This window comes from Pedobacter nutrimenti, from assembly GCF_032678445.1.
Taxonomy (GTDB): domain Bacteria; phylum Bacteroidota; class Bacteroidia; order Sphingobacteriales; family Sphingobacteriaceae; genus Pedobacter; species Pedobacter nutrimenti_A.
Genome location: NZ_JAVTSQ010000009.1, coordinates 1 through 24,689, shown reverse-complemented (window position 1 = coordinate 24,689; position 24,689 = coordinate 1). Strand labels below are relative to the sequence as shown.

Here is a 24,689-nt window from a genome sequence, read left to right as displayed (position 1 = left end):
ATGCGTGGTCAGACAAAATCCGGAAAACTCAATTTCACTAAAAACCTGTTTTTAATAGCCTGCGGCATCACTTCCGCATGTTTTGGTTTAAAGAGCTTTTTACTTCCAAGTGGTTTTATTGATGGTGGAGTAACAGGTATATCACTTTTGATCAGCCGGTTGACTGGACTAAAGCTTTCCTATCTAATTGTTCTGATCAATATTCCTTTTGTTATTCTTGGATACCGGCAAATCGGAAAGATTTTTGCCATTAAGACGGCCATAGCTATTGCATTATTAGCTATTTTATTAATTGTTGCACCATTTCAGCCCATCACTCATGATAAACTACTGATTGCATTTTTTGGAGGATTATTTTTGGGAGGGGGAATAGGTCTTGCCATGCGTGGCGGCTGTGTGATCGATGGTACGGAAGTCCTTGCACTCTTTCTCAGCAAGAAGAGCACCCTGACGGTAGGAAACATTATCCTGATCTTAAACATTGTCATTTTTGCTTTTGCAGCCATATTTCTGGACATCGAAACTGCACTCTATGCCATTCTAACATACTTATCGGCATCAAATACCGTTGACTATATTGTCAATGGCATTGAGCAATACACTGGTGTTACAGTGATCTCTGTAAAAAATGAGCATATTAAAAAATTCATCATCCACCAGATGAAGCGGGGCGTTACGATTTATAAGGGTGAAGGTGGCTACGGAGAGAAAAAGGACATTGATATTCTCTATACTGTTGTCACAAAGTTAGAGATGAGTAAACTGCAAACTGCGATCAGACAAATAGATCCGGATGCCTTCGTCATCCAGCAGCAAATAGCCGATATTAGAGGTGGTGTAGTTAAGCGCCAGCCATTACATTAATTTTACTAGATTGAAAATATATAATCAACTTTCTGAATTCAAAAAACTGAACCATGCTGTGGTAACCATTGGCACTTTTGACGGGGTACATTACGGCCATCAGAAAATCATCAAAAGATTATGTGAACTGGCCAGAGCAACCGGTGGAGAAAGCGTGATCTTAACTTTTTTTCCTCACCCCAGACTGATCATAGATCCGGAAAATCAGGATTTAAAAATGATCAATACCATCAAAGAGAAAGCTCAGATCTTGGCAGATTTAGGCGTAGATCATTTAATCATTACACCTTTCACACGTGATTTCTCCAATTTAAATCCAGAAGAATACATTCAAAACGTACTCGTAGAAACGATAGGAACCAAACACCTGATTGTTGGTTATGATCACCGTTTTGGCAAAGACAGAAAAGGAGGAATGCCCGAACTGGAAGTTTGCGCCAAAAAATTTGACTACAACATAGAAGTGATCGACGAGCAGGATATCAATGACGTTGCCGTAAGTTCCACAAAAATAAGACAAGCCTTACTTAGCGGCGATGTAGCCCTGGCTGCAAAGTACCTGGGTTATCATTTTTCTTTACAGGGGCGGGTAATTAAGGGCGATAAAATTGGACGTACCATTGGTTTCCCCACAGCCAATCTTTTTGTGGAAGAATCTTATAAACTTATCCCTTCGGATGGAATTTATGCCGTTACTGTAGATATGGAGGAAGGCTCCTACAAAGGAATGGCTTATATTGGCCAGCGACCAACCATTAACGGAATGACCAGAAATATCGAAGTCAATATTTTTGATTTTAACAAAGAAATTTACGGACAAGATATTAAAATGTCTTTCCTGGAGTTTTTGCGTCATGATGTTAAATTTACTGGCTTGGAAGCGTTGAAAGAACAACTTAAACAGGACAAAGAAGACACGCTTAATTTTTTCAAAAGACTGTCACAAAATGCTTAAAACTTAATTTAGAGCACAAAACCGGCCTTTTTTTTAGTATATTTACCTCAATGAGGTATCTTTACTTACTCGTTTTATGCATTTGTTTACAGCTCTATTCTTTCTCTGCATTCGCTTCAGGAAAGATGAAGCTAGATCGTAAACAAATTGCTAATGCGGAAGGAAAGGCATCTTCTGCGGATCCGGATACTTTTAACGATGACTTTCAGGCGCTGCCTCAAGCCGTCAAAAAGTACAAAGCCCAGATTAACCTGTTCCCGGAATATTCGTCATTATACAAGGCTCTACCCGTTTCCAATACAGAATATAAACCCGCTTTCATTTTCTCACATTATTTAATTATTTTTAGTTTTCTGTACCCTAAACATGTTTTTTGGTAAGTATAATTTGTAATCATCCATTCACAATTATTTATCCATTTTAAAACAGCGTTTCATGATACATTTGCCAGTATTGATTACCGATCTTGGTCTTATCCTTGCCGCCGCGGGGGTCACTACACTTCTATTTAAAAGAATTAAACAGCCTCTTGTGCTGGGCTATATACTTGCCGGTCTTCTTGTAGGCCCACATATTAAATTCATTCCAACAGTAACAGATAAAGAAAGTATTAACATCTGGGCCGAGATTGGAGTCATCTTTTTATTGTTCAGTTTGGGATTGGAATTCAGTTTCAAGAAACTCGTTAAGGTGGGAGGATCAGCTTCCATAACGGCTATTGTTGAAGTGGTCTTTATGCTGCTGATCGGATTTGCCGCCGGACAGCTGATGAGCTGGTCTGTTATGGATAGCATTTTCCTTGGAGGTATACTTTCTGTTTCTTCCACTACAATTATTATCCGTGCTTTCGAAGAACTGGGGGTAAAACATAAGAAATTCGCAGGGCTGGTCTTTGGCGTGCTGATTGTGGAAGACCTTGTGGCTATTCTCCTGTTGGTTCTGCTTTCCACACTGGCAGTCAGTCAACAATTTGCAGGCACGGAGATGCTCATTTCCATTTTGAAACTTTGTTTCTTTCTGATCCTCTGGTTTATTGGCGGAATCTTCCTGATCCCCACCTTTCTCAAGGCTACAAAAAAGCTGATGAACGACGAGACGATGCTGATCGTCTCCATTGCTTTATGTCTGATTATGGTCTTACTTGCTGTTAAGGTTGGCTTCTCTCCTGCTTTGGGTGCCTTTATCATGGGTTCTATCTTAGCAGAGACCACGCAGGCTGAACGCATAGAACATCTTACAAAATCTGTAAAAGATCTCTTTGCTGCCATTTTCTTTGTTTCAGTGGGTATGCTTATTGATCCGAAGATCCTAATCGACTATGCAGGCCCCATCCTGGTCATTACAATAGCAACCGTCCTGGGTAAATTTTTAAGCTCAGGCCTCGGTGCTTTAATTTCCGGACAGCCTTTAAAAACTTCAGTACAAACAGGAATGAGCCTTGCGCAGATCGGCGAGTTCTCGTTTATCATCGCAACACTGGGATTATCTTTAAAAGTGACCAGCGAATTTCTATACCCTATTGCCGTTGCGGTGTCGGCCATCACTACCTTTACTACCCCCTATCTGATTAAAGCCTCTGAACCCTTTTACAAGTTCATAGAGCGTTCTTTACCTAAGAAATGGATAGAAGGCTTAAACCGCTACAGTTCCAGTACAGCAGGCATTACGACCCTCAGCGATTGGAAGGTATTTCTTAAAGCCTATACATTCAATACGATTATCCATAGCGTTATCTTAATTTCCATTGTCGTACTGGGCTCAAAATATGTACAACCATTTATTGCCGAACATCTCATCAACGGACACAATGGAACGGTGATCAGCCTGCTGCTTACCCTGATGATCATGACACCATTTCTATGGGCTCTTGCTTTAAGGAAAATGGAAAGAAAGGCCTACAGCAATCTATGGTTAAACAAAAAATACACCCGAGGTCCTTTAGTGGCACTCGAAATACTAAGGATTGCCCTGGCCATTTGTTTTGTAGGTTTTCTCATCTTTCAATTTTATAATACCCTCATCTCCATTGCTATTGCCCTGGCATTGATTCTTGCGGTGATGTTCATTTTCTCCAGGAAATTGCAAGCTTTCTACAACAGACTCGAAAATCGTTTCCTTTACAATCTTAATGCCCGAGAAGCGCAAAATGCCCAACCAGAGATCCTGCCCTGGGACACGCATTTGGCAGAGCTCACCATTGCACCAGAATCCAAACTGGTTGGTTTTACATTAATGGAACTGTCCATCCGGGAAAAATATGGTGTCAACATTGCCTTAATTGAAAGGGGAAAAATCATGATTCCTACACCAGGCCGCGACGAACGATTATACCCGCATGATAAAATCCTGGTCATTGGTACAGATGATCAGCTGGCTGTTGTTAAAGAATTATTTGAGGGTGCTGTTGATGAAACTTCACATGCGGATTTCCCTAAAAATGACATGACCCTGCAAAAGATTGTAGTAAACAGCTCCTCTCCGATATATGGTCACAGCATCAGAAATTCAGGAATCAGGGATATCACACAAGGACTTGTTGTTGGCATAGAAAGAAAAGGAGAGCGAATCCTTAATCCTGATTCCAATATAGTCTTTGAGAATGATGACATTGTATGGATTGTTGGAAATCACAAAAAAGTTCCTGATCTGTTAAAGAAAACCTAACTTAAGGTTTTTATCATCTTCTGCCAATGAAATTAGATCAGGAAAAAAGTGAGTTTTTAGATGAAATGCTCCAATATTGGCAGGATCAACATATGATAACCGGCGAACAAGCCAGGCTGTTACAGGAAAGTTATGAATCTAAAAGTTTTGACTGGAGAAGGCTTGCTCAGTACTCCTTTTGGATTGCAATGGCCTGCGGAGTAATTTCTTTAGGTGCGCTCCTGATCGACAAGGACATTCTAACGTATTTAAAAAAGCTGTACGATACACCAGACAGTATCATTAGCCTACTCTCAGCAGCAGCTGCCGGCATCTTATACTACAGGAGTTTTCAAAGACGAAAAACACATCAGATGCAGGTCTTCAGCAATGATGCACTGATTTTTACTGCGGTCATGCTTACGGCTAATGCGATTGCTTATCTGGGCAAGGCTATTGGCAGTAACGGCTCGCATTTTTCTTTACTGATCCTTTTATCTGTATTGATTTATGGCGTACTAGCCTATGTTTTTAAATCCAGGCTGATCTGGGCTTTTGTACTTCTTTCTTTAGGAGCCTGGTTTGGAACAGAGACAGGTTACCTTTCCAGATGGAACTGGTATTTCATCGGACTAAATTATCCGTTGCGATTTGTATTCTTTGGATTGCTGCTAACCACCACGGCATTACTGTTAAGAAGGAATAAAAAATTCGAACTATTTTACGGCACCACTTATATCAGTGGCATGGTCTACCTTTTTGTATCTCTCTGGCTGATCTCTGTATTTGGAAATTATGGAACACTTGAAGAATGGTACAAAGTCAAACAACTCAGCCTTTTCTACTGGGGTATTATTTCTGCAGGCGTTTGCATACTCAGTATCTGGATTGGTCTAAAATACAGAGATGATATTGCCAGGGAGTTCGGGATCACCTTTCTTTTTATCAATCTCTATACCCGCTATTTTGAATATTTCTGGGACAGCTGGCACAAAGCCTTATTCTTTTCCGTTCTGGCGGCTTCATTTTGGATCATTGGCCGAAGAGCTGAAAAGATCTGGAATGTAGAATTTCTGAAAAAATAACTCTAAACTTTTATAAAGTGAATATAGACTATCTTACAAATATGGTATGCTGATAAAGCAAAGAACAAGATGGCAATGCTCTTATTTACAATATAACTGCTCAGGTCAAATTTCTCTTTAATATACTTGGCAAACCGTGCAAAACCATATAAAGCCAGAGCAGCACCTATCCCCGATCCCACACTAAATACGCTTAAAGAAAGATATCCAATATCTATCCATTCATGGGAGATCAGATAGGTTCCAACAAAAAGCCAGTAAGGAATCTGCATCGGATTCAATACACCAAGTAACATACCGTAACGAATACTATCCTTTTCCGAATAATCGGCCTTTGGCATCTCTTTTCTGGACCGCCAGGTAATAATACCCAGCACACCAAACATGATGACCATGACCACATCGATAATATTACTTAGGTTCATTGTACTCGACAGCCATTGAACAAAACGCATTACAGCAAAAGTAAACAGGACCTCTACTGCAGCAAATGCGCCTATAAAATAAAGGGCCTGCCGGATTCCCCGGTTAATGGTAATCTGTACAACCGTCAAATTAATATTTCCCGGTGGAATGTATCCGATAGAATTTAACAATATCCCCAGTACGAATGTTAAAAAAAGCATTGGCGAAGATACAATTATTTCAAATGTGCTTTTAAATACTTAGCAGTATAAGACTCTTTTGAAGAGATCAGGTCCTCAGGAGTTCCCTCAAAAACCACATGCCCCCCCTTGTCTCCTCCTTCCGGGCCGATGTCAATTACCCAGTCTGCAGATTTGATCATATCCATATTGTGCTCAATGACCAAGATCGTATTCCCTTGCTCAATAAGCGTATTCAAAGCAATCAACAACTTCTTAATATCATGAAAGTGTAGACCAGTGGTTGGCTCATCAAAAATAAACATGGTCTTATTTGCATTGTTTCCTTTGATCAGGAACGAAGCCAGTTTAATACGCTGCGCTTCCCCACCAGAAAGTGTATTGGAAGACTGACCAAGATGAACATAACCTAAGCCTACGTCTACCAGTGGCTGCAATTTATTTAGAATCTTAGATTCCTTACTGAAAAAACCCACTGCCTCATCGATAGTCATATCCAGAATATCGGATACATTTTTATCCTGATAAGTGATGTCCAATACCTGCTGCTTAAACCTTTTGCCCCCGCAAGCCTCACAAGGCAGGTAAATATCTGCCATAAACTGCATCTCTATCTTTACCTCTCCTTCACCCTGGCATACATCACACCTCCCGCCTTCTACATTGAAAGAAAATGCAGCAGGTTTAAGACCTGCAGCCTTAGAAGCCGGCAAAGCCGAGAACAAAGCCCTGATATCGTCCCATGCTTTTACATAGGTAACCGGATTAGACCGCGAAGATCTCCCGATCGGATTCTGATCCACCATTTCTACGGCACTCACCAGATCCAGATTTCCAAATATTCCATCGTATGCCCCGGTCTGTTCCCCGGCATAATTACCAATCGCTTTTTGCAAAGCAGGGTAAAGGATCTTCTTTACTAAACTCGTTTTACCAGAACCGGATACCCCACTTACCACCGTAAAAACTCCAAGAGGAAATTTTACGTCGATATTCTTCAGATTGTTTTCCCTAGCTCCTTTTAAGAGTACATGATCTTTCCATTTACGTCTCTTTCCAGGCACCTCTATACGCTCCTTTCCAGCCAGATAACGACCAGTCAGGCTGTGTTTATCTTTAATGATCTCTTCATAAGTTCCGCTAAACACCAGATTGCCTCCGTGCGTACCCGCTTCAGGACCAATATCTATAATATAATCTGCCGCTTTCATCATCTCTTCCTCATGTTCAACAACCAAAACGGTATTTCCTACATTCCTTAAAGATTCTAAAACACCAATCAGCTTATTGGTATCTCTGGGGTGTAAACCGATACTGGGCTCATCCAATACATATACAGATCCCACAAGGCTACTGCCCAATGAAGTAGCCAGATTAATGCGCTGTGATTCTCCTCCTGAAAGCGTATTGGACAATCTGTTTAAGGTTAAATAACCCAAACCAACATTATTCAGATACTCCACCCTGTTAAAAATTTCTGAAAGCAGGCGTTTAGAAATCTTTTGATCAGTTTCTGACAGGTCCAGCTTTTCAAAGAAATCCAATATGGTAGACAGAGGCATTAAAACAATATCGATAATAGATTTACCCCCAATCTTAACATAAGAAGCATCCTTTCTCAGTCTGGAACCTTTACAATCAGGGCATACTGTTTTACCCCGGTACCGGGAAAGCATTACACGATATTGTATCTTATAGGTTTGTTCTTCTAAATCTTTAAAAAATGCATCCAGTCCTTCAAAATATTTATTTCCTGTCCACAGCAGTTTTTGCTGTTTATCGGTCAGTTCGCTGTAAGAACGGTGGATAGGGAAGTCAAATTTATCTGCATTCCTGATCAGTTTATTTAACCATTCCCTCATTTTCTCTCCGCGCCAAGGAGCAATCGCATTGTCATAGATACTCTTGCTTTTATCAGGAATAACCAGATCTTCATCAATGCCGATCACATTTCCATAACCTTCACATCTTTTGCAGGCTCCGTAGGGGTTATTAAAACTAAAGAAGTTAGGCGTAGGCTCTTCAAATTTGATCCCGTCAAGTTCAAAACGGTCACAGAAATGGCTCATTTTACCATCATGCTCTACGTAACAATCGCCCTTACCTTCAAAAAATGCAGTCTGTGCAGAATCAGCAATACGGCTCAAAGTTTCCTCTTCCTTATTCACTACAATCCGATCAATTAAGATCATAACCGTATTTTCACTCGTCAGCTCCACATCTTTAAAATCCTCATCTTCCAGGATTGCTTCGATCTTATAGATCTCATCATTGAGCAAGACTCTTAAAAAACCTTTTTGAAGTAAAACAGCCAATTCCTCCTTAATCGTCCGGTTGTTGTGAGGAAAAAGAGGACAATAAATAGTAACCGTACTTTCATCCTCCAGTGTAGAAATAAAATCAACAATGGTCGTTACACTGTCCTTTTTTACAATCTGTCCCGATTCCGGAGAATAGGTTTTTCCAATTCTCGAAAACAGGAGTTTCAGATAATCATAGATTTCCGTTGAGGTTCCCACTGTAGACCTTGGATTCGAAGTTATGACCTTTTGTTCTATAGCGATAGCAGGCGCGATACCTTTTATATAATCAACATCAGGTTTATTCATCCGGCCCATAAACTGTCTGGCATAAGCAGAAAGACTTTCTACATATCTCCGCTGCCCTTCAGCATATAAAGTATCAAATGCCAGGGAAGACTTCCCCGACCCCGACATCCCGGTAATAACAACCAGTTTATTCTTTGGAATGGCTACATCAATGTTTTTAAGGTTGTGAACCCTTGCCCCTTTTATAATAATATTTCTATGTGGATCTTTCTCTGTTTCCTTACTCATACTGCTGGATAGAATGCTGCTAATATACCCCAAAAAAGTTACATTGGTAATTCCCGGGAACGCAAAAATAAGGCACTCAGGGTACTTTTATTTTTTTTTAACACTTTTCTTATTGAATTATGATAAAAAAATGCTTCTTTTGGAATTAATAACCACAACAATTGAACCATTCATTTAAAAAAACTAATAGGAGAACCGCTATAGATTAGACTGCTACTAAATATTTTAAGCAATAGGCAAGGGAATTTAGTATAGATACTCCTATGAAATTACAATTAAATAGTGATCAGGATCTGGTGAAGTTGTACCTTAACGGGGACGAGTCTGTTTTGGAAGAACTTCTAAAAAGACATAAATCAAAAATATATACATCTATTTATTTATTGGTAAAAGATCAATATCTGGCAGAAGATATATTTCAGGATGCTTTTATAAAAGTGATCAACACCTTAAGATCAGGAAGATACAATGAAGAAGGCAAGTTTCTGCCTTGGGTAATGCGTATTGCGCACAACCTGGTTATAGATTATTTCAGACGCGAAAAACGTGCACCTGCGATTACAAGTTCTGATGGAACTGATATTCTGAATATGCTCCAGATTTATGAAGAAAGTGCAGAAGACAGAATGCTCAGGAATCAGACACATACAGATCTCAGGGCTATGATCCATTTGCTCCCTGACGAGCAGAAAGAGGTTTTAATTATGCGGCACTATGCCGATCTGAGCTTTAAAGAAATTGCTGATCTGACCGATGTAAGTATTAATACTGCTTTAGGAAGAATGAGGTACGCGCTGAGCAATTTAAGGAAGATGATGAAGGTGAAAGAAGTAGGATAAACCCCTGCTAAAATTTGTTTTCAAAATTATTATTACAGGTTAAAATAAACAGTAGATTGTTGCGTTTAATAATAAACAAAAAACAGTTTATTGCTTATGATAACAACCTCTACTTCAATTAACAACCTGTCTCATTTTCATCAGAAATCAGAAAAATCAAACACTGAATTTTTTGAAGAAATTGACTCCTTCCCTTATGACGATCTAAAGGCGGGCCTGGATGGTCTGATGAAAGATCCCAGTGATGAGGTGATTCAAAAAATCCTGGCCTACAACATGGCCAAGTAATTTTAAAGCTGCCTCTTTCGGGGCAGCTTTTTTATGTCCCTGCGGATAGTATATTTGTACATGCTTAAGAAAGAACGATACCAGTTGTTTGTGGAACATTTCTCGGCTAAACAGCCAAATGCCGAAACAGAACTCCATTACAACAACCCATTCCAGCTGCTTATCGCCGTAATTTTGTCTGCACAGTGTACAGATAAGAGGATAAACATGATTACTCCGGCCCTTTTTCAACGGTTTCCTACACCAAAGTCTTTAGCAGAAGTAACCTCAGATATTGTATTTGATTACATTAAAACTGTGAGTTACCCAAACAATAAAGCAAAACATCTGGTGGGCATGGCCAATATGCTGGTCAATGATTTTGGAAGCCTTGTTCCTTCAGATATCAATGACCTTCAAAAGCTCCCTGGTGTGGGCAGAAAGACCGCAAATGTAATTGCTTCTGTAATTTACAATGCGCCTGCTATGGCTGTAGATACACACGTATTTAGGGTGGCAAACCGTATCGGGCTCACCAATGGAAAAACACCACTTGCTGTTGAAAAGGACCTCGTAAAACACCTTCCCGAACACACCATTCATATCGCTCATCATTGGTTGATACTCCATGGCCGTTATATCTGTGTAGCCAGATCACCCAAATGCAGTATCTGCGAAATTACACATTTGTGCCGCTATTACGAGCGAAGCCAGAAAACTAAAATAATTAGTTAAAAAATAGAAATAAAATTATATTTATCAGATTAATTTTTTTATCAATAAACAAATACTTACTTTTGCTAACATAATTAGCACTCTTACTTTCAAAGACAATATTCCTAAAGAATAGATATTTATCCTAAGAACAGAATTTTAAAGAAATGAATCCAAACGCAGACAAATTAAAAGCACTACAACTTACACTTGATAAGTTAGAAAAATCTTATGGTAAAGGCGCCGTGATGAAATTAGGTGATCAGGCTATAGAGGCAATGGAATCCATTTCTACCGGATCTATTGGTTTGGATATCGCATTGGGCATAGGTGGTGTTCCAAAAGGCCGTATCATCGAGATCTATGGCCCTGAATCCTCTGGTAAAACAACTCTGGCAACCCATATTATTGCTGAAGCTCAAAAATCAGGTGGTGTAGCTGCATTCATTGATGCAGAACATGCTTTTGATAAATTTTATGCAAAGAAATTAGGTGTCGATGTTGAAAATCTGTTGATTGCGCAACCCGACAATGGTGAACAAGCGCTGGAAATTGCAGATAATCTGATCCGCTCCGGAGCCATCGATGTGATCGTTATTGACTCCGTTGCTGCCCTTGTACCAAAAGCAGAGATAGAAGGTGAAATGGGAGACTCTAAAATGGGTTTACAAGCCCGTTTAATGTCTCAGGCTCTACGTAAACTGACAGGTACCATCTCTAAAACCGGATGCTGCTGTATCTTTATCAACCAGTTACGTGAAAAAATTGGTGTTATGTTTGGTAACCCTGAAACGACCACAGGTGGTAACGCCTTAAAGTTTTATGCTTCTGTACGTTTAGACATTCGCAGAACCTCACAGATCAAAGATTCTGAAGAAGTTTCAGGAAACAGGATCAAAGTTAAAATTGTTAAGAACAAAGTTGCTCCACCTTTCCGAATCGCAGAATTCGATATTATGTTTAACCAGGGCATCTCTAAAGTTGGTGAGATCATCGACCTTGGAGTTGATTTTAACATTATTAAAAAAGCCGGTTCATGGTTCTCCTATGGTGATACCAAACTTGGACAGGGAAGAGACGCTGTTAAACAATTATTGTTAGATAATCCTGAATTATCTGATGAGATCGAAGGAAAAATCAGACAGGAAGTGACTGGCGATAAGCTGGAAGAATTAGAATAGTACTTTAATTAAATTAAAAAAGGCCCGTTTAGAAATTAAGCGGGCCTTTTTTATGTTCTTTATTAGGGTATAACTCCTTTATGCTGCCTTCATATATTTTGCATCCACATAGATGGCCACAATAACAACCAGAACAATAGCCACCAACAGAACCACCAATCCCAGATAGTTTTTCGTTTTATCCTGTTTGAAAAGCCAAATGATAAATAGCACGAAAGGAACTAACATTAATCCCAGAAAAAGAAAGCTCATTGAATTCATAACCGTTATTTTAATTTAAAAAATCATTCTTGCAGCAGGGGCGATATCCTGACCAACAAAATCATTAGCCAAATATTTATGATAACCCGCAATCGCAATCATACCTGCATTATCTGTACAATATTGAAAAGCGGGAATAAATACATTCCAGCCCTGCTCCTTCGCCAGCATTTGCAAAGCTTCCCGTAATCCGGAATTTGCAGATACCCCACCAGCAATCGCAATATCTTTGATTCCATGGGCCTTAGCGGCCTTTTTTAACTTATTGAGCAAAATCTGTACAATGCTGTATTGAACAGATGCACAAATATCATTCAAATGCTCACTGATAAAATCAGGGTTTTCCTTCTCCTTATCTCTGATAAAATATAAAATAGCCGTCTTAAAGCCACTAAAACTATAATCCAGCCCTTTAATCTGAGGTTCAGGAAATTTAAAAGCATGTGGATTTCCAAGTTTTGCATGTTTATCAATCAGAGGGCCTCCAGGATAGGGCAGTTTGAGCAATTTAGCCGTCTTATCAAAAGCCTCACCCGCTGCATCATCAAGTGTTTCCCCAATAATTTCCATATCGGCATAGTCTTTAACCAGTACAATTTGAGTATGCCCACCCGAAACCGTTAAACAAAGAAAAGGAAAATTCGGTTTTGGATCATCAATAAAATGCGCCAGAATATGGGCATGCATATGGTTTACGGCAATCAAAGGAAGATCCAATGCCAAAGCGAAGGATTTTGCAAAAGAAACACCCACCAATAAAGAGCCTAATAATCCAGGACCACGGGTAAAAGCAACAGCATTAATCTCCTTTTTACTAACTTTAGCATCAATTAGCGCTTGTTGAACAACCGGAACAATATTTTGCTGGTGTACCCTGGAAGCCAACTCCGGAATTACCCCACCATAATTTTCATGAATTGTTTGGTTTGCAATAACATTGGCTGTAATTTTGCCGTTGTTACAGATAGCAACTGAAGTTTCATCACAGGAAGATTCGATAGCAAGTATTACAGACACGTTTATATTATTTAAGCTACAAAAATATCAAAAAACTATTACAAATACTCCTATGGTTTATAGCATCAATTCTATTGTTGCTTTGTATTGTACTATTTGCGCTTCAGTTTAAACCTGTCCAGACCTTCATTGCAAAAAAAGCTGCAGACTATTTATCTGCTGAATTAAAAACAACCATCTCGCTGAGTGGCATTTACATCAAACCATTCAAGTCTGTAGTAATAGAAGACCTGGTCGTTCTCGACCTCCAGAAAGATACCATTTTAAATACCCCAAAGTTCCTGGTCGACCTCAACAAACTATCCATAAAGCAAAGAATAATTGATATTAATACAGTTCAAATCAATAATGGCTCCTTTTTTCTAAAATCTTATAAAGATGGCTCTACTAATATTGACTTCATTATCGATTATTTTGATTCAGGCCCACCAACTGTTAAGAAAAAGAAAAAACCTTATGTCATCTCCTTTAGCCGGATAATTTTGAATAACCTAAATTTCAAATATAAAAACCTAAAGTACAACGATAAGATAAAGGGTGTAAATTTCGACGACGTAAGCTTAAAAAACCTCAATGGTATTTTAGAAGACCTGAATACAACAGATCATCTCCTTCAGGCCAACATTAAAAACCTTACTTTCAGAGAAAAAAGTGGTTTTTACCTTAAAAACCTAAGTGCATTTACAACAGTTGACACCAACCAGATAGAACTCAAAAAATTATTACTGGTTACAAATCAAAGTCGCCTGACCGACTACTATCAAATGCGTTTCAGCAAATTTGATGATTTCAATGACTATATCAATAAAGTACGCATGAAAGCGCATTTTAAAAATAGTCACCTGGACTCTAAAGATGTAGCCTATTTCGCCCCCGAACTAGACCAGATGAACCTCAATATTGATGTAGACGGACAGGTTACGGGTCTGGTGAACAGTCTCAAAGCAACAAAGCTATCCGTCAAAGCCGGGCAGGCAACTTATATCAAAGGAGATTTCATACTCAAAGGCTTACCTTATCTGAAAGAGACTTTTATGGATCTGAAGATTGACATGGCCGGCACCAATAAAAAGGACCTCGATCAACTTCTAAGCAACACAACAGGTAAGAAGATCAAGCTTATCCCTTCTATTGTATCGAAATTCGGAAACATTAATTTCAATGGAACCTTTACAGGATTTCAGAATGACTTTATCGCTTATGGCGAGTTCAAAACAAAACTCGGCCGTGTGGTGTCTGATGTCAATATGAAAATTGATAAAGCAGGAATTCCTTCCTATTCGGGAAGTGTAAAAACCTACGATTTCAATTTAGGTGACCTTCTCGATGAAAATTCTCTTGGAAAAGTAACTTCGGCAGTAAACATCAAGGGTAATGGTACAGAGATCAATAAATTAAAAGAAGATATCGATGGGGATATACAGTACATAGATTTTAATAACTATCGTTATAGCAATGTGAAAATCAATGGTATTTTCGACAAAAAATACTTTGACGGGAGTTTAAAAATTAACGACAAGAATGTACAACTCGTTTTTGATGGCGGAGTCAATCTGAATCCGGCATTACCCGTTTTTAACTTTAAGGCGACTATTAAAAATGCAAAACTGAAAGCCCTCAAATTATTCAAAGACTCCTTAAAGATCGATGCAAACTTCAGCACCAATTTCTCCGGAAATGATTTGAACAATATACAGGGTAATCTGGCCATAGATAAAATCAGACTGGACAACGTAAAGGGTATTTATACAATTGACTCCATACAATTAAAAGCTCAGGGTATTGGGCTGGACCGGACATTAACCATCAACTCGGATGTACTGGATGCAAGTATAAAAGGAGAATACGATTTAAACACCATTCCTTCTTATTATAAAGCACTCGCTAAAACATATATCCCATCATTAAAAGCAGATATCGTAAAATACGGGACACAAAATTTCCAGTTTAACCTCAACATTAAGCGGTTTGAACCGGTCGCACAACTGCTTGCACCCGGCCTGGAAATCGAAGACCAGGCTGTACTCATAGGAAAATTCGACTCCAGGAACAAAATCGCCACACTCAATGGTTTCATCAAGAAACTAAAATTTAAAGGCGTTACTGTAAACAACATCATTATTGATGAAAACACAGGTAATTCACAGTTACAAGCTATTATCACCTCCGACAGAGTAGACCTGAATGACAGTTTGTATATTAAAAATGTGAACATCTCTAATATTCTAAGAAACGACAGCCTTTCACTTAACGTAAAGCTGTCTAATTCCGACGACGCCAACCAGCTGGATTTAAATGGTCTGGTCGAATTTGCTAATGACACGACTGCAAGAATCAGCATTTTACCTTCTATCCTGACCATTAATAAGGAAGACTGGAAAATCCAGGAAAAAGTAAAAATTAACTTTCATCAGGGAAAAACAGAAATTGCCAATTTTGATTTAAGTAATGGAAATCAGTCTCTCAGCATTAATGGACTGATATCGAGTGATCCAAAAGACATTTTATTGGTTGGTTTTAAAGACTTCAATCTAAAAACGCTCAACCCGCTTACCAAAACTGTCGGGCTCAAACTATATGGAAATGTAAACGGAAAAACCCGTATAAAAAACCTGTTAAGCTCTGTCAAATTGAATAACGACATTAAAATTGATTCGCTCAGTTTGAACGACTCCTATGTTGGAACACTTACGGATACTTCATCATTTGATGGAGCCAGCAACAAGGCCAATATCTATACACGGATACTCACCAATGGAAATGAGACCTTAAAAGCAGATGGAGGTCTGGACCTGACCGAAAAGAAGATCGACCTCTCTGTGAAACTGGATGACAGTAAACTGGTTATTTTTGAACCTTTTGTAAATAGCCTGGTATCCGACCTGAAGGGAAATGTTTCTTCTGAGCTTACAGTCAAAGGTTCCTTCGACAAGCCGGAGATTAATGGAACATTGGAATTCAACAAGGCCAAAGTTACCGTGAACTACCTTAAAACAGCCTATTCCCTATCTGATAAAGTCAATGTAGACAACAGCATCATTAGGCTCGAAGACCTCAAAATTACCGACAATGATGGGAATACGGCAATCGCGAACGGCACTGTCGACTTAAACAATATTGAAGACCCCGGCCTGGACATCATTGTTGATGCCAAAAATTTCATGGCCCTGAATACCACCATAAAAGACAATTCTCTCTACTATGGACAGGCCTATGCTACAGGAACTTTTAAATTTAAAGGTCCAACCAATAAATTATTTATTGGCATCGACGCAAAAACCGAAAAAGGTACGGTATTTAACTTGCCCCTAAACAGCTCTGAAACGGTATCCAGTAAAGATTTCATCACCTTTGTAAGTAAAGACACCACCAAAGTAGTGAAGAATCAAACCAGCTTTGATGGACTGACCATGAGTTTTAAACTCAGTGTTGATCCAAACAGCACCGCAAATATTTATACTACCCTTGGAAAATTAAGCGGTAAAGGCAATGCAGACCTGGACCTTGAAATCAACAGTTTAGGAGATTTTGAGATGACAGGTGATTACATTATTGAATCGGGTAATTTCGATTTCACAGCCCAGGAAGTTATCAATAAAAAATTCTCTATTAAACAAGGTGGTTCCATTCGCTGGACAGGAAACCCCTCTGCAGCTCAAATACAACTTAAAGCCATCTATTCACTTCGGGCCAACTTAAGCGACTTATACCTGGCGGCCAACAGGGAAACCAGTCCCAATTCCTCAGAAAGGGTCCCTACCGATGTTGAAATGGGTCTTTCGGGGCTTCTTTTAAAGCCAGACATCAAACTGGATATTTCCTTCCCGTCCAATCCAGCCATCAAAGAGGATTTACAGGCCTATTTTAATGACCCAAACAACTTAAACCTCCAGGCCTTCAGTTTAATTATACGCCGGAGTTTTGCACCTGGAAATGGAAGACAAAATCTTGGAGAACAACTCACCTCCGGTGTAACCAGTACCGCTACCGAATTACTCTTCAATCAATTTAATAATGTTCTGTCTTCTCTTAACCTGGATTTTGTAGACATAAACATCCGGTCTTTCAGCGAAGCTAATGCCTCTTTTAAGTTCTTTAAGGACAGGATCATTTTAAATGCAGGTATTGTAGACAAAAAGAGCACCAGCGATCTTTCCCCAATAGGTTTTTCAAAAAACAATGTAGGAAGTGAAGTCGAAATACTGGCCTTACTAAAAAAAGACGGTACACTGGTTGCAAAACTAGCCAATAAACCTCCAACACAACAGAGTATTTTGGTCAACACACTTGTAAACCAGCAAAATGCAAATGTAACTTCTCTAGGTCTGATGTATAATCAGCAGTTTGACAATTTCAGAGAGTTTCTACAGAAAATAACAGGCAGATATAAGAAGAACCTTAAGAAAAAAGAGGCAGAAGAAAAGGCGAAAAAAGAAAAACAGCTCCTGAATAAAGAAGCTGTTTTAGAAGATAAAAAGAGTAAGAAAAAATAGGTTCTTTTAACCTTTCATAATTTGATGCCCCATCTTGTCCCTTTTGGTCTTCAGATAAGTTTCATTATGTTTATTACTTTCGATCTCAATCGGAATATTTTCCACAATCTCCAGTCCATATCCAATCAAGCCGGCTCTCTTGGTGGGATTGTTAGACATTAATTTCATTTTAGTTACCCCCTGCGATCTTAATATCTGCGCACCAACCCCATAATCTCTCTCGTCACCTTTAAAGCCAAGCTTAATATTGGCCTCTACTGTATCAAAACCTTCATCCTGCAGGTTGTAAGAGCGAAGTTTATTCACCAGGCCAATACCTCTGCCTTCCTGGTTCATATAAACCACCACACCTTTACCTTCTTTCTCGATCATTTCCAAGGCTTTATGCAATTGCGGGCCACAGTCACATCTGCAAGAGCCGAATATATCACCCGTTACACAAGAACTGTGTACCCTGGCGAGTACAGGCTCATCAACAGCCCACTCCCCTTTACTGATGGCGAGATGAGTTGCATTGTTATCTAACTGCGTATAGGCTGTCATTTTAAAATCACCCCATTGCGTAGGTAGATTAATGGTTACTTCTGGCTTGATCAGACTCTCATTACTCAAACGGTAAGCAATCAAATCTTTAATAGAGATGATCTTCAACTGATGCTGAGCAGCTATTTTGATCAGATCAGGTAAGCGTGCCATCTCTCCGTTTTCTTTTAATATCTCTACCAAAACACCAGCAGGCTCCATACCGGCTAACCTGGCCAGATCAACACTAGCTTCAGTATGCCCTGAACGTCTCAATACACCTCCGGCCTTCGCCCGTAAAGGAAAAATATGCCCAGGCCTGCCCAGTTCTTCCGGGTCGGTCTTAGGATTAACCAGTGCCTGTATTGTTTTGGACCTGTCAGAAGCAGAAATACCTGTGGTACACCCATGTCCAACCAAATCAACAGATACCGTAAAATTCGTTTCGTAAGCTGCAGTATTCTTTCCAACCATCAGTTCAAGCCCTAAATGATCGCAGCGTTCTTCGGTTAAAGGCACACAAATCAGGCCCCGGCCGTAGGTTGCCATAAAATTAACCATCTCAGGAGTTACGTTCTCTGCAGCCGTAATGAAATCTCCCTCATTTTCTCTGTCTTCGTCGTCAACTACAATAATCAGTTTTCCGGCTTTTATATCTACAATAGCTTCTTCTATTGTGTTCAATTTAATTTCCATTTTTAAACTTTCCTGGCCTTCTATCTTTAATTAAGCCAAAGAATCCTTATACAAAGGTACAACCTTCACCGGTAAATTAAGTTCTAAAATATCATCAATTGGTAATGATATTCAAAAGGACGAATTAACTTTCAGACCTTTTCTTTTTCAAGAACCTGTTAAAGAAATTAACGAAGGTAGTTTTGTAATAGGTAGCATCAAATAAAGCAGAATCAACTGTTGCTTTATACGTCAGAAACGCCCCTAAAGGACTCAATACAATAATAGCCATCCAGATACCCAGAACAGGGCTTATATTGCCCTGATTGGCTGATTTTTCAGAGACTGTAGAAATAATATGATAGATCAGAAAGAAGATGATTGCCATAACCACCGGAAGCCCCAGTCCACCCTTTCTGATAATTGCACCCAATGGCGCGCCAATAAAGAAAAGTAATAAACAAGATACCGCCAATGTAAATTTCCGCTGATATTCCACATCTACCCGGATCAGGTTTCGCATTTGTTCTTCATGCTCCGGAATTTTTGCCGATGTAGTCTGTTGAATAGTAGTCGCCTGATCAATCGCATTTTGAAGTATTGTTGACCTCAATCCTTTCGGGATTTCATCAAGTATAGATCCTTTTATATTCCTGGCCGGAATCTTAATCTTTGTATAGCCCTTGGTATAATTATTTTGTTTATAATAACTACCCAAAGTTAACCTTGCGTAACGATCTGTACTGTCCTGCTGCTTTGTCAAAGAATCCTTTTTTCTCGTTAAACCCTTCAGATTAAGCATAGCCGTATTGGAACGAAAACTATTCTCGTCTGTTCTGCTCATTTTAAAACTTGAAAAATCAAATTTCTGTTCTGTTTCTCCAAAACGCATACGGTACAATTCCTGTCTGGGATTAAAAGAGGTATTTTTACCCGCTGTCTCCTCATACCGCACACCATTATTTAGTTTCAGCACCAGATATTTATCATCGCTGGTCTTGTACATCTTTCCATCTTTGGCCATGATGATTTTCGCAATCCCCCCGGTACCATTATGATCATAAATCATAATGCCCTCCAATGAAATCCCATCCTCACCTTTCTTATCCACTCTAATAGAATAACCAGGAATACTGTTGTTAAAAACCCCCTCCTTGATCAGAAAGGATAATTTTTTATTTCTTACATCCCATAATAAAGAACCATACTTAAGATTGGCCTTGGGCAGCATATAATCAGAGAACAGAAAAGACCCAATGGCCAGCAATACAATCACGACCAGAAGCGGCCTCATGGCACGCTGTAATGAAACACCGGCAGATTTGATGGCCACCAGTTCATAGTTCTCTCCAAGGCTCCCAAAAGTCATAATAGACGACAGCAAGATAGCGAGAGGGAGTGCCATAGACACATTTGCGGCAGATGCGTAGAACATCAGCTCTAGGATAACATACCATTCAAATCCCTTTCCTATTAAATCATCTACATATTTGAATAGAAAAAGCATCAGCAAGATAAACATCACAATAAAGAATGTGACAATAAATGGCTTAATAAAGGCCTTGACTAGAAGTAAGTGAATCTTTTTCAATGTACAAATGTAGTCAATACAGGCGAATATTTATGCCCCTATCACACTATGCAGATAGGTAATTTGGTTGTCCCAAATTAAAGTCCGTTCTGCAAGGGTTTCATCTGTCGCAAAATCTGTAATACTTAAAGCCACATCATTGGTCAGTTCATCCTGCACAATTTCCATTTCAAAATAGCAATGTGGTTCATCATCCACCCATTTAAATTTAACGAGTTTATTTTCTTTTACACTGAGCAATTTTGCTTTCTGAACTTCATCATCCCACTTAAAAGTAAAAACCTGGTCACGAAAAACCACATCGTCTGCAAACCATTGAGACAAGCCATTAGGCTCACTTATAAAACTGAACAAAATACGCGGAGATGATTTCAATTCGTATTCTAGCGTAAACTTTTTCTTTTCTGACATCTTGGAACCCTTATATTTTGAATTTATTTAATTATTTTCATTATTTATTTCTAAAGAAAGGTAAATTATTCTATATTTGCAACTCTTAAAAATAACCATATCAATATTTGATACTCTTCTATCAATATTAAGCCCGGCGGGGTAGCTCAGATGGTTAGAGCGCAGGATTCATAACCCTGAGGTCGGCAGTTCGATCCTGCTCCCCGCTACTGATAAAGCTCATCGAAAGATGGGCTTTTTATGTTTAAATACGACTAAGGAGCTTTGGATTGAGTTATTTACGAACAAAAGCCCGATTGTTTAAAACAATCGGGCTTCATCATGTTCAAATTTAAACCAGGCAATAAAAACCAACCTGGTCTGCAATTAATGAAATACAGCTAAGTCCGGGAAGTATATTTTCGTAAAATCAGTAGAAATACCATCTCCTCCGTATTTAATTTTCTTAACCAATGCACCGGTTGAAGCATTGTATATCAATAAGAAATTAACTGTAGCACCTGCGCCATAAGCCTGGATCCCGTTTACAACAATATAATCTTTATTCTTATCATAACGTATCGCTCCATAGATCATAAAAGGATCGTCAGTAATCGTAATAAAAGGCTGCGCCAAAGATGAAGCATTACCATCTAAATATTTATAGATTGATTTTCCCGAATGGTAGAAAACAGCATTCTCCTTTGTCGATGCAGTAATCCGGGTTGGCGCATCCAAACCAAAGCTGCCAACACTTGCTGTCAGTGCCACGCCTGCAGTATCTAAATTATTGTCAATGCCAATTAAACGGGTTCCGGTTGAAGCCCAAACTTTACCGTTCGGCGTTTGCGCAAAACCACGGTTAATATTTGAAAAACTTTTGATCAGTGAATAGTTACCCGCCGAAACAATCTTCGCACCATTGCTTTGCAACAAGTAAACATAATCACCCTTTTTTAACATATCACCTGTATTCACAGCACCTACAGTGGTGAGTTTGTTTTGAAGAGCAAGTGTATTTAAATCAATTTGATAAACGCCATCATTTGCACTCACAAGGCCACGGTTTCCATCCACCTGTACAATACTCCTCCAGTTGCTGCTTTCCTGTACATACCGGGCTTCTTCTTTTAAGGTCAATGCATTTACTTTTACAATAGGCCCATTGATCTTACACATCAAATAAATACTGCCATTAATTACAGAAGCAAATTGTAAAGTACTTGTTTTTGCAGCGTTAGCTAAAATCTTTCCTGGATTTTCTTTCTCGTACACCCTAATTCCAACCGTATCTTCTCCATATCTGTAAAAATTTATTGCCCCTGTACTTTGTCCATAAGAACCTTCACCAAGGATAAAAAATCCATTTTCATATTTGCCCGCTACGGTCTCCGTTTTTGAAATATCGGCATTGTCTTTTTTACAAGCGTATAAACCGGTAGTTAAAAGCAATACTGCAATAAAAAGTTGTTTAAAGTTTACGTGTTTCATTATAATATGTTATTTATGTTTTGCTGTTTTAAACAGCTACCGGAACTATGGACAAAAAACCAGACCAGCGATAAATTTACCGCAACAGATAAAACATCAGTGAACACAAAAACCCTGTATCCTTTATCAAAGGTTACTCTTTTTTTTACCATTTTTTGTTGTGAGTTAAACCCACAGCAAACAGTTAAACAAGGAAATGAAATACGAAATCGTAAGTCTCATCCTAGCTTCAATCCCCGAAAGCTATGAAATCATAATGCCAAAGGCAGGTCTCCTGACTTACGCCTGATTTTCAGCCTTCCCATCACACCAGATGTGCAAAAGTGGCCAGATTTGAAAATCATTTAAGCGCTTACAGTTGCGGGACAGTTGCGGATTTCCACCGTATTCCCTTTTAATACCAGGTATTAGCCCAGTAACCCAAAGCGCCGCGAAGATAAGCATTAGCCTTTAAAAAAAGGAAAACATTGCACACTAACTGCCAGAAGTAACTGCAAAGTGAGATATGGTATTGTCTTTTTCTACCGCATCCGTCATAAAGTCTAAAGGCTTCCCTGAAATTGTATCTACTACAATACCTTTAATAGCACCTGCTTTATGCTGAGCAAATGCAGGCAAACAAATAACTTGAAGAGGAGAGGAATAATAAAGAGTCGTTTACTTAATAATTTCATTGGTTGATCTGAGAATTACCTGGTGGTTATTCCAACTATAAAACACAGACCATATACAAATGTTGCATGCCGATATCATAAACGGCATACAACAATAAAACTCAATTAGCTTCCTGTTTCCAATACAACAATCCGGTCAGGTTCCCCGTTTCCAGCACCAGCCGAAATCGTCACCTTAGCATCTTTTAATACAGCTTTAACTGCAGAACGGTCCTTCAGAAGATACGCTTTTTTAATCTTCTTAAAAGGGAAATCTGGCAGTTCAACTTTCTGCACCTCTGCAGACAGAATATGTACATATACTTTATTGCCTTTTTGGGTCAAACTGCCCCATGACGCTGGCTTAAGATATCCAGCAGTTGTCCCATATATACTCTCCCCATTAGTTTTCAGCCAATCTCCCATAAACAATAAACGCTCTTTAAATTCAGGTTGGATATCTCCATTAGGCATTGGACCAATATTCAGCAAAAGATTAGCTCCCAAAGCGGCAGCGCGCACCAGATAATCAACCAGTTGTTTTGGTGTTTTATAAGTAGTGTCACTTAAGTTGAAGCCCCATGAGCCGTTAATCGTCTCGCATGCCTCCAGCGGCAAACGTGAAGCTTCCTGAAAACTCAGTCCGGATTTATTTTCCCCTGGAAGGTCTCTTTCAAACATCTGAAAATCTTCGCCTGGAAAAGGACTCAGGTGGTGATTATTCCCGATCATACACTGAGGCTGCAGCTTATGGATCAATCCATAAATTTCATCATACTTCCAGTCAATCCTAGAGGAGCGATCTTTCTCTCCCTCAGGTGCAGTCTGGTCCCAATGGCCATCAAACCATATTCCGGAAACCTCTCCATAATTGGTCAGCAATTCAGTCAGCTGATTCTTCATAAACTGCAGATAACTTGCATAATTTCCCTTCCCTGTGCGGCCACTAAACTGTCCTGTTCTTCCGGTTTCATGTGGATAGTCTTCCCTTCTCCAGTCCAGTAAAGAATAATACAGGAATAGCTTAATACCTTGTTTATGGCATTCCTCTGCTATCATTTTTACAATATCTTTTTTATAAGGCGTATTCATGATGTTAAAGTCAGAATATTTAGTATCCCACATACTAAAACCATCATGATGCCTTGTAATAAGCGTAATATACTTCATGCCGGAATTTTTAGCCAAAGCCACCCATTCCTGTGCATTAAAATCAATAGGATTGAAAAACTGTTCCAGGCGCGAATAATTCTTCACGGTGATCTTACGCTCATTCATTACCCACTCCCCGCTACCAGGAATACTAAAAGGTCCCCAGTGGATAAAAAGTCCAAATCTGGCATCTGTGAACCACTTTCTGGCTTCCATATTAACAGCACTGGGTGTATAAGATTGGGCGAAGAGATGATGGCCCATAAAAATTAAGGCAATAAGCAGTATTTTCCTCATTAGAATAACAATTGATTTGGTTGATAATCAGCAGCCATTTAACAGCCTGCATAATCGTTAAATCTAAAGAAAAACAGGATAATCTCCTAACACCTTTACCGGAATTCTTATCATCGTTACCATCAGATTTCCAAAAAAGATTATAAGGAAGATTCAA

20 protein-coding genes, 1 tRNA gene and 1 riboswitch are annotated in these 24,689 nt (G+C 39.1%); of the genes, 11 read left to right on the top strand and 10 right to left on the bottom strand.

Features of this window, described 5'->3' with window-relative positions; all coding sequences use genetic code 11:
- From R2S08_RS16855 to R2S08_RS16835, 5 genes are read left to right on the top strand one after another with little or no spacing between them, the layout of a single operon-like run.
- Complete coding sequence (locus R2S08_RS16855) at window positions 1-864, top strand: YitT family protein (RefSeq protein ID WP_133779920.1); 864 nt, start codon at window positions 1-3, stop codon at window positions 862-864.
- Window positions 865-874: 10 nt separating this feature from the next.
- Window positions 875-1,819: a bifunctional riboflavin kinase/FAD synthetase gene (locus R2S08_RS16850; protein WP_316836242.1), complete on the top strand. Its 945-nt coding sequence runs from the start codon at window positions 875-877 to the stop codon at window positions 1,817-1,819.
- 50 nt (window positions 1,820-1,869) lie between these two features.
- The gene (locus tag R2S08_RS16845; RefSeq protein ID WP_316836241.1) at window positions 1,870-2,199 is read left to right on the top strand and encodes a hypothetical protein; all 330 of its coding nucleotides are present in this window, start codon (window positions 1,870-1,872) and stop codon (window positions 2,197-2,199) included.
- A gap of 55 nt (window positions 2,200-2,254) precedes the next feature.
- Entirely contained in the window at window positions 2,255-4,483 is a 2,229-nt protein-coding gene (locus R2S08_RS16840) for a cation:proton antiporter (protein ID WP_316836240.1), read from the top strand.
- A gap of 26 nt (window positions 4,484-4,509) precedes the next feature.
- Entirely contained in the window at window positions 4,510-5,547 is a 1,038-nt protein-coding gene (locus R2S08_RS16835) for a DUF2157 domain-containing protein (protein ID WP_316836239.1), read from the top strand.
- 2 nt (window positions 5,548-5,549) lie between these two features.
- Here R2S08_RS16835 and R2S08_RS16830 read toward each other — a convergent pair whose 3' ends face one another.
- Both R2S08_RS16830 and uvrA read right to left on the bottom strand, forming a co-directional pair.
- On the bottom strand, window positions 5,550-6,173 hold the full coding sequence (locus R2S08_RS16830) for a LysE family transporter (protein WP_133779915.1): 624 nt from the start codon (window positions 6,171-6,173) through the stop codon (window positions 5,550-5,552).
- Window positions 6,174-6,187: 14 nt separating this feature from the next.
- Entirely contained in the window at window positions 6,188-8,989 is a 2,802-nt protein-coding gene (gene uvrA / locus R2S08_RS16825; protein WP_316836238.1) for an excinuclease ABC subunit UvrA, read from the bottom strand.
- A 263-nt stretch (window positions 8,990-9,252) separates the two neighbouring features.
- Between uvrA and R2S08_RS16820 the strand changes: the two genes are divergently transcribed.
- From R2S08_RS16820 to recA, 4 genes are all read left to right on the top strand, one after another.
- Window positions 9,253-9,828: an RNA polymerase sigma factor gene (locus R2S08_RS16820; RefSeq protein ID WP_316836237.1), complete on the top strand. Its 576-nt coding sequence runs from the start codon at window positions 9,253-9,255 to the stop codon at window positions 9,826-9,828.
- 96 nt (window positions 9,829-9,924) lie between these two features.
- Window positions 9,925-10,116 carry a hypothetical protein gene (locus tag R2S08_RS16815; protein WP_133779912.1) on the top strand — a complete coding sequence of 64 codons (192 nt, stop codon included), beginning with the start codon at window positions 9,925-9,927 and terminating at the stop codon, window positions 10,114-10,116.
- 60 nt (window positions 10,117-10,176) lie between these two features.
- Complete coding sequence (gene nth, locus R2S08_RS16810; RefSeq protein WP_316836236.1) at window positions 10,177-10,830, top strand: endonuclease III; 654 nt, start codon at window positions 10,177-10,179, stop codon at window positions 10,828-10,830.
- Between the two features lie 146 nt (window positions 10,831-10,976).
- Window positions 10,977-11,990, top strand: coding sequence for a recombinase RecA (gene recA / locus R2S08_RS16805; protein WP_316836235.1), 1,014 nt, complete (start codon window positions 10,977-10,979; stop codon window positions 11,988-11,990).
- Between the two features lie 78 nt (window positions 11,991-12,068).
- On the opposite strand, the gene R2S08_RS16800 is transcribed toward recA, so the two are convergent.
- Window positions 12,069-12,251: a hypothetical protein gene (locus R2S08_RS16800; protein WP_133779909.1), complete on the bottom strand. Its 183-nt coding sequence runs from the start codon at window positions 12,249-12,251 to the stop codon at window positions 12,069-12,071.
- A gap of 15 nt (window positions 12,252-12,266) precedes the next feature.
- Complete coding sequence (gene tsaD, locus R2S08_RS16795) at window positions 12,267-13,268, bottom strand: tRNA (adenosine(37)-N6)-threonylcarbamoyltransferase complex transferase subunit TsaD (protein WP_316836234.1); 1,002 nt, start codon at window positions 13,266-13,268, stop codon at window positions 12,267-12,269.
- A gap of 77 nt (window positions 13,269-13,345) precedes the next feature.
- Between tsaD and R2S08_RS16790 the strand changes: the two genes are divergently transcribed.
- Entirely contained in the window at window positions 13,346-17,761 is a 4,416-nt protein-coding gene (locus R2S08_RS16790) for a translocation/assembly module TamB domain-containing protein (RefSeq protein ID WP_316836233.1), read from the top strand.
- A 6-nt stretch (window positions 17,762-17,767) separates the two neighbouring features.
- Here the strand turns inward: R2S08_RS16790 and R2S08_RS16785 are convergent, their stop codons facing one another.
- From R2S08_RS16785 to R2S08_RS16775, 3 genes are all read right to left on the bottom strand, one after another.
- Entirely contained in the window at window positions 17,768-18,979 is a 1,212-nt protein-coding gene (locus R2S08_RS16785; RefSeq protein WP_316836232.1) for a bifunctional 3,4-dihydroxy-2-butanone-4-phosphate synthase/GTP cyclohydrolase II, read from the bottom strand.
- 124 nt (window positions 18,980-19,103) lie between these two features.
- A complete protein-coding gene (locus tag R2S08_RS16780; RefSeq protein ID WP_316836231.1) occupies window positions 19,104-20,549 on the bottom strand; it encodes an LptF/LptG family permease in 1,446 nt (481 codons plus the stop codon).
- A gap of 30 nt (window positions 20,550-20,579) precedes the next feature.
- Window positions 20,580-20,960 (bottom strand): START-like domain-containing protein, encoded by a 381-nt coding sequence (locus tag R2S08_RS16775; RefSeq protein WP_108553601.1) that lies wholly within the window; start codon window positions 20,958-20,960, stop codon window positions 20,580-20,582.
- Window positions 20,961-21,095: 135 nt separating this feature from the next.
- On the opposite strand from R2S08_RS16775, the gene R2S08_RS16770 reads away from it, so the two are divergent.
- Window positions 21,096-21,169 (top strand) — tRNA-Met (locus R2S08_RS16770).
- Between the two features lie 157 nt (window positions 21,170-21,326).
- Here R2S08_RS16770 and R2S08_RS16765 read toward each other — a convergent pair.
- The 3 genes from R2S08_RS16765 to R2S08_RS16755 all read right to left on the bottom strand — a co-directional run bounded on the left by R2S08_RS16765 (window position 21,327) and on the right by R2S08_RS16755 (window position 24,532).
- Window positions 21,327-22,430, bottom strand: a complete 1,104-nt coding sequence (locus R2S08_RS16765) for a DUF5074 domain-containing protein (protein ID WP_316836230.1) — start codon at window positions 22,428-22,430, stop codon at window positions 21,327-21,329.
- Window positions 22,431-22,676: 246 nt separating this feature from the next.
- A riboswitch (cobalamin riboswitch) is annotated at window positions 22,677-22,869 on the bottom strand.
- 35 nt (window positions 22,870-22,904) lie between these two features.
- A complete protein-coding gene (locus tag R2S08_RS16760; protein ID WP_316836229.1) occupies window positions 22,905-23,048 on the bottom strand; it encodes a hypothetical protein in 144 nt (47 codons plus the stop codon).
- Window positions 23,049-23,209: 161 nt separating this feature from the next.
- Window positions 23,210-24,532 (bottom strand): alpha-L-fucosidase, encoded by a 1,323-nt coding sequence (locus R2S08_RS16755; protein ID WP_316836228.1) that lies wholly within the window; start codon window positions 24,530-24,532, stop codon window positions 23,210-23,212.
- Window positions 24,533-24,689 lie beyond the last annotated feature (157 nt).

Excerpts from the sequence above, each read along its gene's own strand:
- R2S08_RS16855 (WP_133779920.1), top strand. The coding sequence starts at position 1 with ATGCGTGGTCAGACAAAATCCGGAAAACTCAATTTCACTAAAAACCTG.
- R2S08_RS16845 (WP_316836241.1), top strand. The coding sequence starts at position 1,870 with ATGAGGTATCTTTACTTACTCGTTTTATGCATTTGTTTACAGCTCTAT.
- R2S08_RS16840 (WP_316836240.1), top strand. The coding sequence starts at position 2,255 with ATGATACATTTGCCAGTATTGATTACCGATCTTGGTCTTATCCTTGCC.
- R2S08_RS16835 (WP_316836239.1), top strand. The coding sequence starts at position 4,510 with ATGAAATTAGATCAGGAAAAAAGTGAGTTTTTAGATGAAATGCTCCAA.
- R2S08_RS16830 (WP_133779915.1), bottom strand. The coding sequence starts at position 6,173 with ATGCTTTTTTTAACATTCGTACTGGGGATATTGTTAAATTCTATCGGA.
- uvrA (WP_316836238.1), bottom strand. The coding sequence starts at position 8,989 with ATGAGTAAGGAAACAGAGAAAGATCCACATAGAAATATTATTATAAAA.
- R2S08_RS16820 (WP_316836237.1), top strand. The coding sequence starts at position 9,253 with ATGAAATTACAATTAAATAGTGATCAGGATCTGGTGAAGTTGTACCTT.
- R2S08_RS16815 (WP_133779912.1), top strand. The coding sequence starts at position 9,925 with ATGATAACAACCTCTACTTCAATTAACAACCTGTCTCATTTTCATCAG.
- nth (WP_316836236.1), top strand. The coding sequence starts at position 10,177 with ATGCTTAAGAAAGAACGATACCAGTTGTTTGTGGAACATTTCTCGGCT.
- recA (WP_316836235.1), top strand. The coding sequence starts at position 10,977 with ATGAATCCAAACGCAGACAAATTAAAAGCACTACAACTTACACTTGAT.
- R2S08_RS16800 (WP_133779909.1), bottom strand. The coding sequence starts at position 12,251 with ATGAATTCAATGAGCTTTCTTTTTCTGGGATTAATGTTAGTTCCTTTC.
- R2S08_RS16785 (WP_316836232.1), bottom strand. The coding sequence starts at position 18,979 with ATGGAAATTAAATTGAACACAATAGAAGAAGCTATTGTAGATATAAAA.
- R2S08_RS16775 (WP_108553601.1), bottom strand. The coding sequence starts at position 20,960 with ATGTCAGAAAAGAAAAAGTTTACGCTAGAATACGAATTGAAATCATCT.
- R2S08_RS16765 (WP_316836230.1), bottom strand. The coding sequence starts at position 22,430 with ATGAAACACGTAAACTTTAAACAACTTTTTATTGCAGTATTGCTTTTA.
- R2S08_RS16755 (WP_316836228.1), bottom strand. The coding sequence starts at position 24,532 with ATGAGGAAAATACTGCTTATTGCCTTAATTTTTATGGGCCATCATCTC.